This window comes from Amycolatopsis sp. NPDC049688, from assembly GCF_040674975.1.
GTDB lineage: Bacteria > Actinomycetota > Actinomycetes > Mycobacteriales > Pseudonocardiaceae > Amycolatopsis.
Map to the genome: position 1 here is coordinate 800,128 of NZ_JBFANY010000002.1, position 13,553 is coordinate 813,680.

The 13,553-nt window shown below is 70.9% G+C and carries 13 protein-coding genes; 6 read left to right on the top strand and 7 right to left on the bottom strand.

What is annotated here, in order from left to right; translation table 11 throughout:
- The first annotated feature begins 63 nt into the window (after positions 1-63).
- Both AB0J55_RS09825 and AB0J55_RS09830 read left to right on the top strand, forming a co-directional pair.
- Positions 64-2,031, top strand: coding sequence for an FUSC family protein (locus AB0J55_RS09825; protein WP_364245281.1), 1,968 nt, complete (start codon positions 64-66; stop codon positions 2,029-2,031).
- Positions 2,032-2,054: 23 nt separating this feature from the next.
- Positions 2,055-2,252 (top strand): antitoxin, encoded by a 198-nt coding sequence (locus AB0J55_RS09830; protein WP_043788515.1) that lies wholly within the window; start codon positions 2,055-2,057, stop codon positions 2,250-2,252.
- A gap of 3 nt (positions 2,253-2,255) precedes the next feature.
- Here AB0J55_RS09830 and AB0J55_RS09835 read toward each other — a convergent pair whose 3' ends face one another.
- The 3 genes from AB0J55_RS09835 to AB0J55_RS09845 are packed head-to-tail and all read right to left on the bottom strand — an operon-like array spanning position 2,256 to position 5,810.
- Positions 2,256-3,224 carry a prephenate dehydrogenase gene (locus AB0J55_RS09835; protein ID WP_364245284.1) on the bottom strand — a complete coding sequence of 323 codons (969 nt, stop codon included), beginning with the start codon at positions 3,222-3,224 and terminating at the stop codon, positions 2,256-2,258.
- A gap of 34 nt (positions 3,225-3,258) precedes the next feature.
- A complete protein-coding gene (locus AB0J55_RS09840; RefSeq protein WP_364245286.1) occupies positions 3,259-5,271 on the bottom strand; it encodes an NADPH-dependent 2,4-dienoyl-CoA reductase in 2,013 nt (670 codons plus the stop codon).
- Positions 5,268-5,810 carry a PadR family transcriptional regulator gene (locus AB0J55_RS09845; protein WP_364245289.1) on the bottom strand — a complete coding sequence of 181 codons (543 nt, stop codon included), beginning with the start codon at positions 5,808-5,810 and terminating at the stop codon, positions 5,268-5,270. The genes AB0J55_RS09840 and AB0J55_RS09845 overlap by 4 nt, the downstream gene beginning before the upstream one ends.
- Positions 5,811-5,914: 104 nt before the next feature.
- On the opposite strand from AB0J55_RS09845, the gene AB0J55_RS09850 reads away from it, so the two are divergent.
- Positions 5,915-6,853, top strand: coding sequence for a patatin family protein (locus AB0J55_RS09850; RefSeq protein ID WP_364245292.1), 939 nt, complete (start codon positions 5,915-5,917; stop codon positions 6,851-6,853).
- Here the strand turns inward: AB0J55_RS09850 and AB0J55_RS09855 are convergent.
- Together AB0J55_RS09855 and AB0J55_RS09860 are read right to left on the bottom strand one after the other, a co-directional pair.
- Positions 6,850-7,692 (bottom strand): SAM-dependent methyltransferase, encoded by an 843-nt coding sequence (locus AB0J55_RS09855; protein WP_364245295.1) that lies wholly within the window; start codon positions 7,690-7,692, stop codon positions 6,850-6,852. The two genes, AB0J55_RS09850 and AB0J55_RS09855, sit on opposite strands and share 4 nt — an antisense overlap.
- Positions 7,689-8,138, bottom strand: a complete 450-nt coding sequence (locus AB0J55_RS09860; protein ID WP_364245298.1) for a MarR family transcriptional regulator — start codon at positions 8,136-8,138, stop codon at positions 7,689-7,691. The genes AB0J55_RS09855 and AB0J55_RS09860 overlap by 4 nt, the downstream gene beginning before the upstream one ends.
- Before the next feature lie 154 nt (positions 8,139-8,292).
- Between AB0J55_RS09860 and AB0J55_RS09865 the strand changes: the two genes are divergently transcribed.
- Together AB0J55_RS09865 and AB0J55_RS09870 are read left to right on the top strand one after the other, a co-directional pair.
- Complete coding sequence (locus tag AB0J55_RS09865) at positions 8,293-9,255, top strand: alpha/beta hydrolase (RefSeq protein WP_364245300.1); 963 nt, start codon at positions 8,293-8,295, stop codon at positions 9,253-9,255.
- Positions 9,256-9,398: 143 nt separating this feature from the next.
- Positions 9,399-10,607 carry an alpha/beta hydrolase-fold protein gene (locus AB0J55_RS09870; protein ID WP_364245303.1) on the top strand — a complete coding sequence of 403 codons (1,209 nt, stop codon included), beginning with the start codon at positions 9,399-9,401 and terminating at the stop codon, positions 10,605-10,607.
- A gap of 5 nt (positions 10,608-10,612) precedes the next feature.
- On the opposite strand, the gene AB0J55_RS09875 is transcribed toward AB0J55_RS09870, so the two are convergent.
- Positions 10,613-11,515 (bottom strand): hypothetical protein, encoded by a 903-nt coding sequence (locus tag AB0J55_RS09875; protein ID WP_364245306.1) that lies wholly within the window; start codon positions 11,513-11,515, stop codon positions 10,613-10,615.
- A gap of 187 nt (positions 11,516-11,702) precedes the next feature.
- Between AB0J55_RS09875 and AB0J55_RS09880 the strand changes: the two genes are divergently transcribed.
- Entirely contained in the window at positions 11,703-12,413 is a 711-nt protein-coding gene (locus tag AB0J55_RS09880) for a DUF4383 domain-containing protein (protein WP_364245309.1), read from the top strand.
- A 6-nt stretch (positions 12,414-12,419) separates the two neighbouring features.
- Here the strand turns inward: AB0J55_RS09880 and AB0J55_RS09885 are convergent, their stop codons facing one another.
- Positions 12,420-13,421: an SCO0930 family lipoprotein gene (locus tag AB0J55_RS09885; protein ID WP_364245311.1), complete on the bottom strand. Its 1,002-nt coding sequence runs from the start codon at positions 13,419-13,421 to the stop codon at positions 12,420-12,422.
- Positions 13,422-13,553 lie beyond the last annotated feature (132 nt).

The window sequence follows — 13,553 nt, forward strand, 5'->3', positions numbered from 1 at the left end:
CCTCCCGCGTTGTTGACAGATTGATAATTAATCGTCTCCGGCAGCGTAGGTCAAGATGAACGGGTGAGCACGCCGCGCCCCGACCTCGCCGCGCCGCACTGGCTCGTCCAGCTGCTCCGCAGCAAGCCGGTCCCGGTGCCGTGGAACATGGTCGCCCGCGCCGTCTTCGCCCTCGCCGTCCCGCTCGCCGTCGCGTACGCGGCGGGCGACATCGCCGTCGGCGCGCTCATCTCCACCGGCGCGCTCCCCGCCGTGCTGTCCGAATCGGCCGGCCCGTACCGCTACCGCGCCCGCCGCCTGGGCGGGGCGACGCTGGCCGCGACCGCCGGCTACCTCGTCGGGCTGCTCACCGGCGGCACCCCGGCGCTGTCCGTCCCCGCGGTCATCCTGGTCGCCGCGGTGTCGGCGCTGATCAGCGCGGCCGGCAGCAACGCCTCCGTCGCCGGGCTGCAGATGTTCGTGTTCTGCGTGCTCGGCACCGGCCAGCACGCGACCGGTGTCCGGGTCGAAGCCCTCTTCGGGTTCTTCTGCCTCGGCGCCGCCTGGAGCTTCCTGGTCGCCCTCGCCACCTGGACGGTCCGGGCGACCAGCCCCGAGCGCACCGCCGTCGCCCACGTCTACGTCGAGCTGGCCGCGATGCTGTCGACGACCGACGAAGCCGTCTCGCGGGTGGCGCGCCACCGCTTGACCACGGCCATGAACACCGCCTACGACCAGCTGCTCACCGCGCGCTCGTGGCTGTCCGGCCGCGACGCCGCCTACCGGCACCTGCTCAACCTGCTGTCGGCGACGACCCCCGCGGTCGAGGCGTCGGTGGCGATGGTCAACGCCGGCCGCCGCCCGCCCCAGGCCGTGATCGACCACTTCGTCGCGCTGTCCGCGTCGGTGCTGGCCAGCCAGGCGCTGCCGGAACCGCCACCGATCCCCGAGGACGACGGCGATCCGCTGCTCGCGGCCCTCGCCGCGGGGCTCGTCCGGATCGGCAAGGGCGACGACCGCAAGCGCCGCGAGCCGACGCCGTGGCACCGGCGGCTGCGGACGTGGGCGGCGTCGCTGGGGTCCGGCCCGCTGACCTGGATCGCCGCGCTGCGGCTGACCCTGTGCGTCGCGATCGCCGAGGTGGTCGGCCTGCTGGTGCCGTTCGAGCGGTCCTACTGGATCACCCTGACCGTCGGGATCGTGCTCAAGCCGGACTTCGGGTCGGTCTTCGGCCGCGCGGTGCTGCGCGGGATCGGCACCCTCGTCGGCGTCGGGATCGGCGCGCTGGTGCTCGTCGCGGGCGGCCGCGGCTGGATCCTGGTCGCGTTGATCGCGCTCTTCGCCGGCGGGGTCGCGGTCGGGAAGGTGCGCAACTACGGCATCCTCAGCGCGTTCGTGACGCCGCTGATCATCCTGCAGATGGATCTGGCCAACACCGGGAGCTGGGACGTCGTCGTCGCGCGGCTGGTCGACACCGCGCTGGGCTGCGTGATCGTGCTCGTCTTCGGCTACCTGCTGTGGCCGGGCAGCCGTCGCCCCCAGGTCGGCGGCCGGCTCGCCGACGGGCTGGACGCGGTCGCGAAGTACGTCTCGCACGCGTTGGCCGAGGCGTCGTCCGGGGAGGCGCGGCTGGCGCGGTCCCGGGCCCGGCGCGGCGCCTACCGGGCGCTGGCGGACCTGCGGACGGCGTTCCAGCAGGTCGTGGTCGAGCCGTCCGCGAACGGGCGCCAGGCGGTGGCGTGGTGGCCGGTGATCGCCGCGCAGGAACGCGTCGCGGACGCCGTCACCGAGGTCGGCGTGACGATCGGGCGGGGCGCGCCGCCGCCGGCCCCGGCCGACGTCGAGCTGCTCACGGCCGCCCTGGCGGAACTCGCCGCGGCGGTCCGGGAGCAGCGCGAGCCGCGGTCGGTGCCGCTGCCGGACGCCCCGCAGCTGTCCGGCGTGGTCGACCAGCTGGAGTCGGCGTTCGACGCCGTCCGCGGCCCCGACCTGGCCGAACGCGCGCCGCTGCGGCTGGTCCGGCGGTTCCTGCCGTACCACAGGCGCACGTGAAGGTCGTGCTGTTCAATGCACCCATGGGAATCGACTTCGAAGCGTTGAAGGGCAAGGCCGAAGAGGCCCTGCGCGAGCACAACGACAAGATCGAGGAGGGCCTCGACAAGGCCGCCGACTTCGCGAAGTCGAAGTTCGCCGGCCACGACAGCCAGATCGACACCGGGGTCGAAAAGGCGAAGGACTTCCTCAACAAGTTCGACGACACCCCGGACCGGTAGCCCTTACTGGACCTCGCCGGTGGCGATCCCGTCGGACAGCCCGGTGATCCGGCCCCCGCGCTCGCCGAGCGCGATCAGGCCCTGCCGGGCGTCCGGCGCGGACAGGCTGATCCGCACCCCGGCCCGTTCGACGTCGAGGCTGGCCGCCAGCGCTTGCGCGCCTTCGTACCCGGCGTTGATCGTGGCCGCCAGCCCGCCGGTCGAGGCCAGCGAGCCGCGGGCCGCGCCGAGCCGGCCGAGTGCCTCGTCGACGATCGGCAGCAGCGCGTCCCGGTTGCCTTCGGTCATCGCGCGGACGAGCTGCGGGTTCGAGCCCGCGACGCGCGTGCCGTCGCGGTAGGACCCGGCCGCCAGCGACATCGCCAGCGGGCCGCCTTCGGCGCCGATCGTGGCCAGGATCGCCGCGAACAGGTGCGGCAGGTGGGAAATCCGCGCGACGGCCTCGTCGTGCGACTCCGCGGGCAGCGGCACCACGTGCGCGCCGACGTCCAGCACGAACTTCGCCACCTCGGCCCAGGCGTCGAGGTCGGTGTCCTCCTCGACGGTGACCACCCACGCGGCGCCCTGGAACAGCGTGGCGTCCCCGGCCAGCCAGCCGGAGTTCGACGTGCCGGCCATCGGGTGCCCGCCGACGTACCGCGTGTACGGCACGCGCCGGCGGACCGCGTCCAGTACCGGCGCTTTCACACTGGTCACGTCGGTGAGCAGGCAGTGCGACGCGTGCTGGGAGACCAGGCGCAGCAGGTCCTCGACGGCCGGGAGCGGCACGGCGAGGACGACCATCGCGTCGTCGGCCGCGGCCCGGTGCAGGGCCGCTTCGACATCGGTCGTGACGTCGTAGCCCGCTCTGCTGGCCGCGTCGGCGTCCACTTCGGATACTGCGGCGCCGAACGCCGTGCGGCCGCTGGCGGCCGCCGCGCGCAGCAATGACCCGCCGATGAGCCCGAGCCCGATCACGCATACGTCTCGCACGGGCCCATCCTGCCAGTGCCGGACCCTTATCGGGCTACAGCGCGGCGGCGAGCCTCGTTCCCTGGTCGATGGCGCGTTTCGCGTCGAGTTCGGCGGCGACGTCGGCCCCGCCGATCAGGTGCACCGGCAGACCCGCGGCACGGAGTTCGCCGGCGAGGTCCCGCACGGGTTCCTGACCGGCGCAGACGACCACCGTGTCGACTTCCAGGAGCCGGGCCCGGCCGTCGACGGTGATGTGCAGGCCGTCGTCGTCGATCCGGTCGTAGGTGACGCCGGGCAGCTGCTCGACGCGCTTGGCCTTGAGCGCGGCCCGGTGCACCCAGCCCGAAGTCTTGCCGAGCCCGGAACCGATCCCGGACTTCTTGCGCTGCAGCAGGTACACCTGCCGCGGCGACGGCTCGGGCTGCGGCGTGCCCAGCCCGCCCGCCGCCTGTTCCGGGTCCGTGACACCCCATTCGGCCATCCACGCGGCGCGGTCCAGCGCCGGGGACGCCGGGTGCGTGAGGAACTCGCTGACGTCGACGCCGATCCCACCGGCCCCGATCACCGCGACCCGCTCACCGACCGGCTTGCCGTGCTTCACGACGTCGACGTACGACAGCACCTTCGGGTGGTCGATCCCGGGCAGCGACGGCACCCGCGGCGCGACGCCGGTGGCCAGCACGACCTCGTCGAAGCCGGTGAGGTCCTTCGCGGCAACGCGGGTCCCGAGGTGCAGCTTCACCCCGGTGACTTCGAGCCGCCGCTGGTAGTAGCGGATGGTCTCGGCGAACTCCTCCTTGCCGGGGATTTTGCGGGCGATGCCGAACTGGCCGCCGATCTCGTCGTCGGCCTCGAACAGCTCGACGCTGTGCCCGCGTTCGGCCAGCGCGGTCGCGGCGGAGAGGCCCGCGGGCCCGGCGCCCACGACGGCGACGTGCTTCGACCGCCGCGTCGGGGCGAGGGTCAACGTCGTTTCGTGGCCGGCGCGCGGGTTGACCATGCAGGACACGAGCTTGCGCTTGAAGGCGTGGTCCAGACAGGCCTGGTTGCAGGCGATGCACGTGTTGATCTCGTCCTCGCGGCCGGTCTCGGCCTTGCGGATCCACTCGGGATCGGCGAGGAACGGCCGGGCCATCGACACGAGATCGGCGTCGCCGCTGCTCAGCGCCTCCTCGGCGACCTGCGGCATGTTGATCCGGTTCGACGTGACGACCGGGATGCCCACGTGCGGCTTGAGCTTCCCGGTCACCCAGGTGAACGCGGCGCGCGGCACCGACGTCACGATCGTCGGCACGCGGGCTTCGTGCCAGCCGATGCCGGTGTTGATGATCGTCGCGCCCGCGGCCTCGACCTCCTGCGCGAGCGCGACGACGTCCTCCCAGCGCTGGCCGCCCGGCACGAGGTCGAGCATGGAAAGCCGGTAGACGATGATGAAGTCGGCGCCGACCTTTTCCCTGGTGCGCTTGACGATTTCGACGGCGAACCGGCGGCGCTTCTCCGGCGTGCCGCCCCAGGCGTCGGTGCGCTTGTTGGTGCGCTCGGCCAGGAACTGGTTGATCAGGTAGCCCTCGGAACCCATGATCTCGACGCCGTCGTAGCCCGCTTCGCGCGCGAGAGCGGCGCAATCGGCGAAGGCGCGGATCTGCCGGCGCACGCCGTAGCCGGTCAGCGCGCGCGGCCGGAACGGGTTGATCGGCGCTTTGATACTGGACGCGGACACGCTCAGCGGGTGGTAGGCGTACCGGCCCGCGTGCAGGATCTGCAGCGCGATCTTGCCGCCGGCGTCGTGCACCGGCGCGGTGAGCTGCCGGTGTTGCCGCGCTTCGGCCGACGTCGTCAGCTTGGAGGCGAGCGGCAGCAGCCAGCCGGTCTTGTTCGGGGCGAAGCCGCCGGTGACGATCAGGCCGACGCCGCCGCGGGCGCGTTCGGCGTAGTACTCGGCGAGCTCGGGGAAGTGCGCGGCCTTGTCCTCGAGGCCGGTGTGCATCGACCCCATCAGGACGCGGTTGCGCAGCGTCGTGAAGCCGAGGTCGAGCGGGGACAGCAGGTGCGGGTACGGGCTCATCGGGCGTCCTTCGGTCGGAGGGCGGCCAGTACTTCGTCGAACCACTCGACCTGGCCCTCTTCGACGCGGATGCCGCCGCGCAGGACCAGGTACTGGTGCAGGTGCCGGCCGTGCAGGCCCGCGGGCGAGGGGAAGTCGCGTTTCTCGATCTGGCGGTAGACGTCGAGGCGTTCGGCGTGCTGCGTGCGGTGCCGGACGATCTCCTCGGCGACCTTCGCGGGGTCGCCGAAGGTGGCGCCGCGGATCTTCACGGCCAGCTCGACCGGGCCCGCGTTCGGATCGGGCTCGGCCAGCCAGCGGACGAGCTCGGCGCGGCCGGCTTCGCTGACCGTGTAGACCTTCTTGTCCGGCCGCCCCGACTGCGCGACGACGTCGACGGCCACCCAGCCGGCCTCTTCCATCCGCTTCAGCACGCGGTAGATCTGCTGGTGGGTGGCGCTCCAGAACAGCCCGATCGACTTCTCGAACCGGCGTGTCAGCTCGTAGCCCGAGCCGGCGCGCTCGGACAGCGAGACAAGGATCGCGTGCTCCAGTGCCATGGTCGAAGTGTGCTATGCAACGAGTTGCAGTGCAACGAGGCGCGCATCACTTCACCCCCCTGGGTGGGGCAAATCGGGTCGACTTCATGCGGGAAAAGGCCAGGATGGGAGGAGTGCACCCGGTACTCGAACTGATCTCCGAACGGATGGCGGCGGGCAGTGTCCCGGGCGAACGCACCGACGGCCGGCGCCTCGCGCTCGCCATCGAAGGCGGCAGCAGCCGCGGCACGTACTCCAGCGGCATGGTCCTGGCCTTGGACGAACTCGGCGTGACACCGGCGTTCGACGCCGTCTACGGCTCGTCGGCCGGCGCGCTGAACGGCGCCTGGCTGCTCTGCGGCCGCTCGTCGACCGGCGTCCGGACCTGGTGGAACCCGGTCGTCATGCGCCGCATCATCAACCCGCTCCACACCCTGCGCGGCCGCGCGGTGATCGACCTCGAATACCTCGTCCACCAGGTCTATTCGGTGCTGGAGCCGATGGACTTCCCGGCGATACTGGCCAACCCGGTGACGTTCCACCCGCTGGCCACCGACGCCGACACCGGCGAATCCACCGACCTGCACCCCTTCCTCGACGACGTCGACGCGATCAAGGTCGCGCTGGCCGCGTCGTCGTGCATGCCGGTGCTGGCCGGGCCGCCGATCCCGATGGCCGGCCGCCGGTTCGTCGACGCCGGTGTGGCCGAGCCCATCCCTTACCGCACGGCTCTGCTCCAGAACGCCACGGACGTCCTCGTGCTGCGGACCCGCCGCGCCGACGAGCTGCCGGTGCGGCCGCCGCGGGTGCACGACGTCGTCGTGCCGCGATTTCTGCGCCGCCAGGCTCCCGGCGCGATCCCGGCCTGGCAGGACACCTACCGCCGGGACGTCGAGGACGAGGAGATCCTGGCGTCGGACCCGCGGATCCTGAGCATCCGCCCGCCGGTGGGCGCGCCGGACGTGGCGGTGCTGGAGCGCGACCCCGAAGTGCTGCGCCAGGCCGTCGAACTGGGGAAGAGTGCCGTGCTGGACGTGCTGGAAAGACTGCGCGAAGCGTCTTAGGGCTTGCGCGCGACCCCGCCGATCACCCGCGACTCCGACGGCGAGGCGGCGAACACGGTGTGCTCGTCCGGGTGCCACGCCGGGGCGTAGACCAGTCCCGGTTCGAGCATCGGCCAGCCGCCGAAGAAGCGTTCGAACTCGGCCATCGTCCGCAGGAAGCCGGGATTCGTCGTGGTCTCGTAGTACTCGAGCAGGTCGAGCAGCGCCTGCCGCTCGTCTTCGTTGACCGGGTTCTCGTTGGTCATCTGCGACAGCACCAGCAGCGAGCCGGGCGCCAGCCGCTCGCGGTAGAACGCGAGGAGCTCGTCCGGGTTCTGCTCGTCCTTGACGAAGTGCATGACCGCGTTGATCACCAGCGCGACCGGCTCCCGGACGTCGATGATGTCCGACACCTTGACGCGCTCCCAGAGGTCGTCCGGCTGCAGGAAGTCCGCGGCGATGGCGTGGTGGCGCTCCGGGTCGGCGGTGTCGGCGAGCAGCAGCGTCGAGTGGGCCAGCGCGATGGGCTCGTTGTCGATGTAGAGCACCCGCGTGTCCAGCTCGGGGCGTGCTTCGTCGGCGACCTCGTGCACGTTGCCCGCGGTCGGCAGGCCGGAGCCGACGTCGACGAACTGCCGGATGCCCTCGTGGACGCACTTGCGGACCGCTCGGCCGAGGAACTGCCGGCTCGTCAGGCAGTAGTCGCCCATCAGCGGCAGCCGCGCGCGGACCTTCTCGGCGAACGCGCGGTCGATCGCGTAGTGCGTGTTCCCGCCGATGAAGTAGTCGTAGATCCGCGCCGCCGAGGGCCGGTCGAGACTGCTTTCGACGGCCTTCAGCGCGTCGTCGTGGTTAATCATGCCGGTGCCATGGCCTCCCGATAGGCGTTCACCGACTCTGTCAGGCGGTTCAGCTCGGCGCGCATCCGGGCCACCCCGGCGTCGTCGAGGCTCATCGCCGTGCCGATCACGTCGGGGATGCCCTTCGCCTTCTCGCGCAACGCTTTTCCGGCGTCGCTCAGGCTGACGCGGACCGAGCGCTCGTCGTCGGCCTGCCGGTTCCGGACCACCAATCCCGCCGTCTGCAGCCGCTTGAGCAGCGGCGACAGCGTGCCCGAGTCGAGGTTCAGCTCGGTGCCGAGCTCCTTGACCAGGCGGTGGTCCTGCTCCCAGAGTGCCAGCATGACCAGGTACTGGGGGTAGGTCAGATCGAGGTCTTCCAGGACGACCCGGTACAGCGACGTCACCGCGCGAGACGCCGCGTACAGCCCGAAGCAGAGCTGGTCGTCCAGCCGCAGTGATGCCATGGCGTCCTCCTCTCTCGTAACTCTCCATGCTCCCCGAGATCCTGCTGTGCGGCAACTTAAGTGCCCTGCATCTCATTGGACTCGATTTAGTTGTGCACAACTGAGTTGCGAGCTACGTTCGTGGCATCAGCTTGGTCCACCCGAGGAGGACGACATGACCGCCAACCCGCACAACCTGGCCCTCGAACCGGCCGCACAGGCGTTCGCGGAGGCCACCGACCAGCCGCCGTACCTGTTCCAGCTGGCCCCGGAGGAGGGGCGCAAGGCCGTCGACGGCGTCCAGGACGGCGACGTCGCCATGCCCGCCGCCGAGATCGAGGTGCTGAACGTCCCGGGCGGCCCCCACGGCGACGTCGAGACCCGGATCGTCCGTCCCGCCGGGGTTTCCGGCCCCCTCCCGGTGATCGTCTACATCCACGGCGCCGGCTGGGTGTTCGGCGACTTCCACACGCACGAACGCCTCGTGCGCGAGCTCGCGGTGGGTGTCGGCGCCGCCGTCGTGTTCCCGGAGTACAGCCGCTCGCCGGAGGCGCGCTACCCGGTCGCCATCGAGGAGAACTACGCCGTGGCGAAGTGGGTTGCCGCGAACGGCGCTTCGAAGGGCCTCGACACCTCGCGGATCGCGATCGCCGGTGACTCCGTCGGCGGCAACATGACCGCGGCGCTGACCATCCTGGCCAAGCAGCGCGGCGACGTCACCTTCAAGCAGCAGGTGCTCTTCTACCCGGTCACCGACGCTTCCTTCGACACCGAGTCGTACCTGAAGTTCGCCGAGGGCTACTTCCTCGGCCGCGAAGGCATGAAGTGGTTCTGGGACCAGTACACGACGGATCCCGCCCAGCGCGCGGAAATCACCGCGTCGCCGCTGCGCGCGTCGCTCGACGAGCTCGCCGGGCTGCCGCCGGCCCTGGTGATCACCGGCGAAGCCGACGTCCTTCGCGACGAAGGTGAGGCGTACGCGGCGAAGCTGCGTCAGGCCGGTGTGCCCGTCACCGCCGTCCGCTACCAGGGGATCATCCACGACTTCGTGATGGTCAACGCCCTTCGCGAGACCCACGCCGCCGAGGCCGCGATCACCCAGGCTGTGACGGTGCTGTCCCGCGCGCTCGCGCAGTAACTGAGAAAACGCTGAGCGGGTGACACGTTGCGGCCTATGACGGAGCTCACAAGGCCGCAACGTGCACGGGGGCTCAAACGTGATATATACGCGAGTCCCGCGATCCGGGCGCGCATTTCTGCCCGCCTGGAAGGACCGTTGCCATGCACCTGAGCAGCATCCGGCTCGACTCGCCGGTCAACATGATCGTGGTGGTCGTGCTGACGCTGCTCGCGATCATCGCCGTCCCGTGGTTCTGGGACCGCTGGAAGCGCAAGCGGCTGTGGCGCAGCGTGACGATCCTGCTCGCCGTCGTCCTCGTGGTGCTCAGCGCCGGCATGGGCGGCAACATGATCGGCGGGTTCTTCCCGACGGTCGGCTCGCTGCTCGGCACCGGCGTCTACTCGGCGCAGGGGACCGACGCGGAAGCGGCGCAGAACGGCGAAGACCTCGAGAAGCTGCGTGACACCGGCGTTGCGCACGCCCGCGAAGGCAAGGGCACCGTCGTCCACATGAAGGTGACCGGGCGGCGCACCAAGGTCACCCGCGACGTCACGGTCTACCTGCCGCCGCAGTACTTCGACGCGGCGTACAAGGAACTGCGGTTCCCGGTGATCGAGTGGATCCCGAACTACCCCTCCGGCCCCGAGGTCGTGACCGGCGGCTACCACCTGCCCGAACAGCTCGACGCGGCGATCGGCAAGCGCGTCCTGCCGCCGACGGTGGTGGTCGTTCCGGACCCGACGGGCGTGCCGAAGGTCGGCCACGACACCGAATGCGTCGACGAGGTCAACGGCACGGCGAACGACACCTACCTCACCGCGGACCTGCGCGACTGGGCGCTGCAGAAGCTCGGCGTCGCGGCGAACCGGCGGGCGTGGACGATCGCCGGCTGGTCCTCCGGCGGGTACTGCGCGATGAACCTGGTGACCCGGCACCCGCAGTGGTACGGCCAGGCGGTCAGCGTCAGCGGCTACGACAAGGCCCAGGTCGACGCCGAGACCGAGGACCTGTTCCACGGCCGCCAGGACATCAACGACGCCAACAACGTCCGGCTCAACGTGGCCCGGCACCCGTCGCCGGTGGACATCCTGGCGATCTCGGGTGACAAGGAGAACTACGAGAGCTTCGCGATCGACCAGATCCGCGCGGCGGCCCGGCCGCCGGTCCAGTTCTCGTCGTGGCGGATCAAGGACGCCGGCCACAACATGAACACCTTCAAGTCGCAGATCCCCGACCTCCTGGCGTGGATCGGCGCCCACACGACGGGCCCGTCCCCGGCCGGGCGGCAGCTGGAGACCACCGGCGGCGTGCTGCCGTGGCCGCTGCCGCGCTCCGGCGCGCACGGCGCACTGGCCGACACCGACCAGTAGGCCCCTCAGCCGAGCAGCTTCGCGACGACGTCCGTCACGCGCCTCGACGCCGTCGCGTAGTCGACGCCCGCGGGGTGCTCGGTCAGCACCACCACGATGTAGCGGCTGTCGTCGCCGAGCACGCCCGAGGTGTGCAGCATCCGCGTCGGCCGGCAGCACGACCAGCCCTGCTTGACCGCCCACGCCCGGCCACCGGCGGCGTCCGGGATGCCGAAGTACTGCCGGAACCCGTCGGACCCGCGTTCGGTGGCGGCGCGCAACGCGGCCAGGATTGCTTTGGGGCCGTGGTCGAGCAGGTACTGGTAGATCTTCACGACGTCCGGCGCGGTGATCTGCGTGTCGCCCCAGCGGCCGGGGTCCGCGGGCGGCCTGGTGCCGGTGAGGCCGAGCTTCCTGACCCACTGCGTGACGATCGACGTGCCGCCGTAGGACGTCCAGAACCGGCTGGCGAGGTCGTCGTCGCTGCGGGACAGCATCCGCTGCACGTCCGCCACGGGACCGCCGCGCTCGAGCGTGGAAAGCGCTATCAGCAGCTTCACGAGCGACGCGGAGGTGTAATCGCGGTCCGGGTGCACGGAGACGGTGGTTTTGCCGCTCTGCCGGTCGAAGACGACGGCGCTGACGTTCCCGCCGCGCACCAGCTTGTCCAGCGTGGCGGCGTCCACCCGGGCGCCGAGCTCCTGCGAGGGTGCCGGTTCCGCCTTCGTTTCGGCCTTCTTTTCGGGCTCCGGCGTCGGCTTGGGCTCGGGTTCGGCCGTCGGCGTCGGCGTGGGTGTCCCGCTCGGCGTCGTGACGGTTTCGGCGACCGCGACCGCCTGGGGTGCCGCGCCGTGGCTCACCGTGACCGCCACCGCGCCGATCGCCCCCACGCACAGCCCCACCAGGAAGATGCCGCTCAGCTTGCGCATGACCCGGATTGCCGGGAACGCCCCGCGCTGTTCGCTCGAACGGGCGTATCTGTGGGATTGCTCTCGAACCGGCCCCGAATCGGGAACGCGCAGGTGGCCTGCGGGCAAGCATCGTTTCGCTCACCGTGTTCGCGGGGTACCTGAGGGCGGTGACGGTCGTCACCACCCGCTGGGAAGGACTGGAGTCATGGTTCACGCGAAAGGCGCACGCATCCGGGTCCGAGGCCTGCAGCCGGCGCAGGTGCTGGCCGGACTGGCCGGCATCGCGTTCCTCGTCGTAGGCATCATCGGATTCTCAAGGACCGGCTTCGGCGACTTCGCCGGGCACCACGACGCGGGGTTCTGGCGGTTCTCCGGCAACCCGCTCATGAGCCTGGTCCGCGTCGTCACCGGCGTCATCGGCCTGCTGCTGGCGTTCGGCTCGGGCCGCGCGCGGACGTTCGGCTGGCTGCTGTTCATCGGCTACGGCCTGCTGTTCGTGTGGGGCCTGATGATCGACGGCCTCATTTCCACCAACCCCTTCGCCAACGCCGGCAACCCGATGGACCTCGGGCCCGCTGACACGTGGCTGCACCTCGGCGTCGCCGCGCTCGGCCTGCTGATCGCGGTCCTGCCGGCCCGCCGCACGATCCTGCTGCCGGAGGACGAGGTGGCCGACGAGCCGGCGGTGGCCGAGCAGCGCACCGAGGTCATCGACCGCACCGAGGTCGTCGACCGCGACCGCCGTCCGGACGTCGTCGACCGCGGCCGCCGCGCGGATGTCCGTTCGGACGCCGGTTCGGATGTCCGTTCGGATGTCGTCGAGGAGCCGCGCCGCCGGTCGTTCCTGCGTCGTGACCACAAGGGGCGAGGCCCGGAGGTCACTCGTGAAGAGCGTCCGCCGGGCCTCGCCCACTAGGTTCGGTCAGTAGGTGGTGCCGGTACCACCGGAGGTGTCGTTGCTGCTCCCAGTTCCGCTGTCGGCCGCCGGGGCCTGGTTGGCGGTGGAGCTGGGGGTGGTGCCGACCTTGCAGCCGTTGGGCTCGATGACGAACCAGGTGCCGTTGACGCCCATGCCGTTCGCGTCGCCCGGCTTCAGGTCCTTCGAGAAGTTGTAGACGGGCCAGCCGCCGATGGTGACCTGCTCGGTGCCGTCCTGGCGCTTGATGCTGCCGAGCAGCTTCGAGTCGATGCCCTGCAGTTCGACCTTGCCCTTGGACAGGACCGGCGGCCAGGTCTTGGCGCAGTCACCGTTGCAGGCGGACGCCTTCTTCTTGGTGTCCTTCGTGAACAGGTAGAGCGTCATCCCGTTCTGGTCGACGATCGCGTCGCCGAGCCCGTCGATCTTGGAGGCGCTGAGCTTGACGGCACCGGATTCGGTGCCACCCGCCGCGGCCTGCCCGGCCTTCCCGCCCTTGGCGTTCGCCGCGTACCAGGCGCCGCCGACGCCCTGGCCGGTCGCGTCGCCGGGCTTGGTGTCCTTGGCGTAGCGGTAGAGCGCCCACCCGCCGACGGTGATCTGTTCGGTGCCGTCGGAGCGCGTCACCTTTCCGACGAGGTTCTTGTCGACGCCCTGTACTTGGACATCCCCGGTGGCCAGCATCGGCGGCCAGGCCTTGGCGCAGTCACCGTCGCAGTTGGACTTCGGCGGCTTCGCGGTGTCCTTGTCGAACCGGTAGAGGGTCATGCCGTTCTGGTCGGTGAGCACCTGCCCGACATCGGCGACGTCGGCGACGACCAGTTTCGATTCGTTCGACGCCGGAGCAGCGTTCCCCACCTGGCCGTTGGCGGCCTGGCCGCCCCCGGTACCCCCGGCGGCAGCCGGAGCAACAACCGGCTGGGCGGTTTCGGCACCCGAGCAAGCGGTGAGCACTGCCAGCCCGGCTGCCGCCGCGGCGACGGAGACGGCGATGCGCGTGCGAAGCATGGAAGTTCTCCTTGTGTCCGTTGGGATTCCCGCCGCTCGGTGCGGCTGCCTGATATCCACTACACGGACCCCCGGCGGAGGCGGTTCAAAGAATTTTCGCCGAGGTGTGCCGACGGCCCGGGAAGGGCCGGA

Coding starts and splice junctions, on each gene's coding strand:
- AB0J55_RS09830 (WP_043788515.1), top strand. CDS start 2,055: ATGGGAATCGACTTCGAAGCGTTGAAGGGCAAGGCCGAAGAGGCCCTG.
- AB0J55_RS09840 (WP_364245286.1), bottom strand. CDS start 5,271: ATGAGCCCGTACCCGCACCTGCTGTCCCCGCTCGACCTCGGCTTCACG.
- AB0J55_RS09845 (WP_364245289.1), bottom strand. CDS start 5,810: ATGGCACTGGAGCACGCGATCCTTGTCTCGCTGTCCGAGCGCGCCGGC.
- AB0J55_RS09850 (WP_364245292.1), top strand. CDS start 5,915: ATGGGAGGAGTGCACCCGGTACTCGAACTGATCTCCGAACGGATGGCG.
- AB0J55_RS09855 (WP_364245295.1), bottom strand. CDS start 7,692: ATGATTAACCACGACGACGCGCTGAAGGCCGTCGAAAGCAGTCTCGAC.
- AB0J55_RS09860 (WP_364245298.1), bottom strand. CDS start 8,138: ATGGCATCACTGCGGCTGGACGACCAGCTCTGCTTCGGGCTGTACGCG.
- AB0J55_RS09865 (WP_364245300.1), top strand. CDS start 8,293: ATGACCGCCAACCCGCACAACCTGGCCCTCGAACCGGCCGCACAGGCG.
- AB0J55_RS09870 (WP_364245303.1), top strand. CDS start 9,399: ATGCACCTGAGCAGCATCCGGCTCGACTCGCCGGTCAACATGATCGTG.
- AB0J55_RS09875 (WP_364245306.1), bottom strand. CDS start 11,515: ATGCGCAAGCTGAGCGGCATCTTCCTGGTGGGGCTGTGCGTGGGGGCG.
- AB0J55_RS09880 (WP_364245309.1), top strand. CDS start 11,703: ATGGTTCACGCGAAAGGCGCACGCATCCGGGTCCGAGGCCTGCAGCCG.
- AB0J55_RS09885 (WP_364245311.1), bottom strand. CDS start 13,421: ATGCTTCGCACGCGCATCGCCGTCTCCGTCGCCGCGGCGGCAGCCGGG.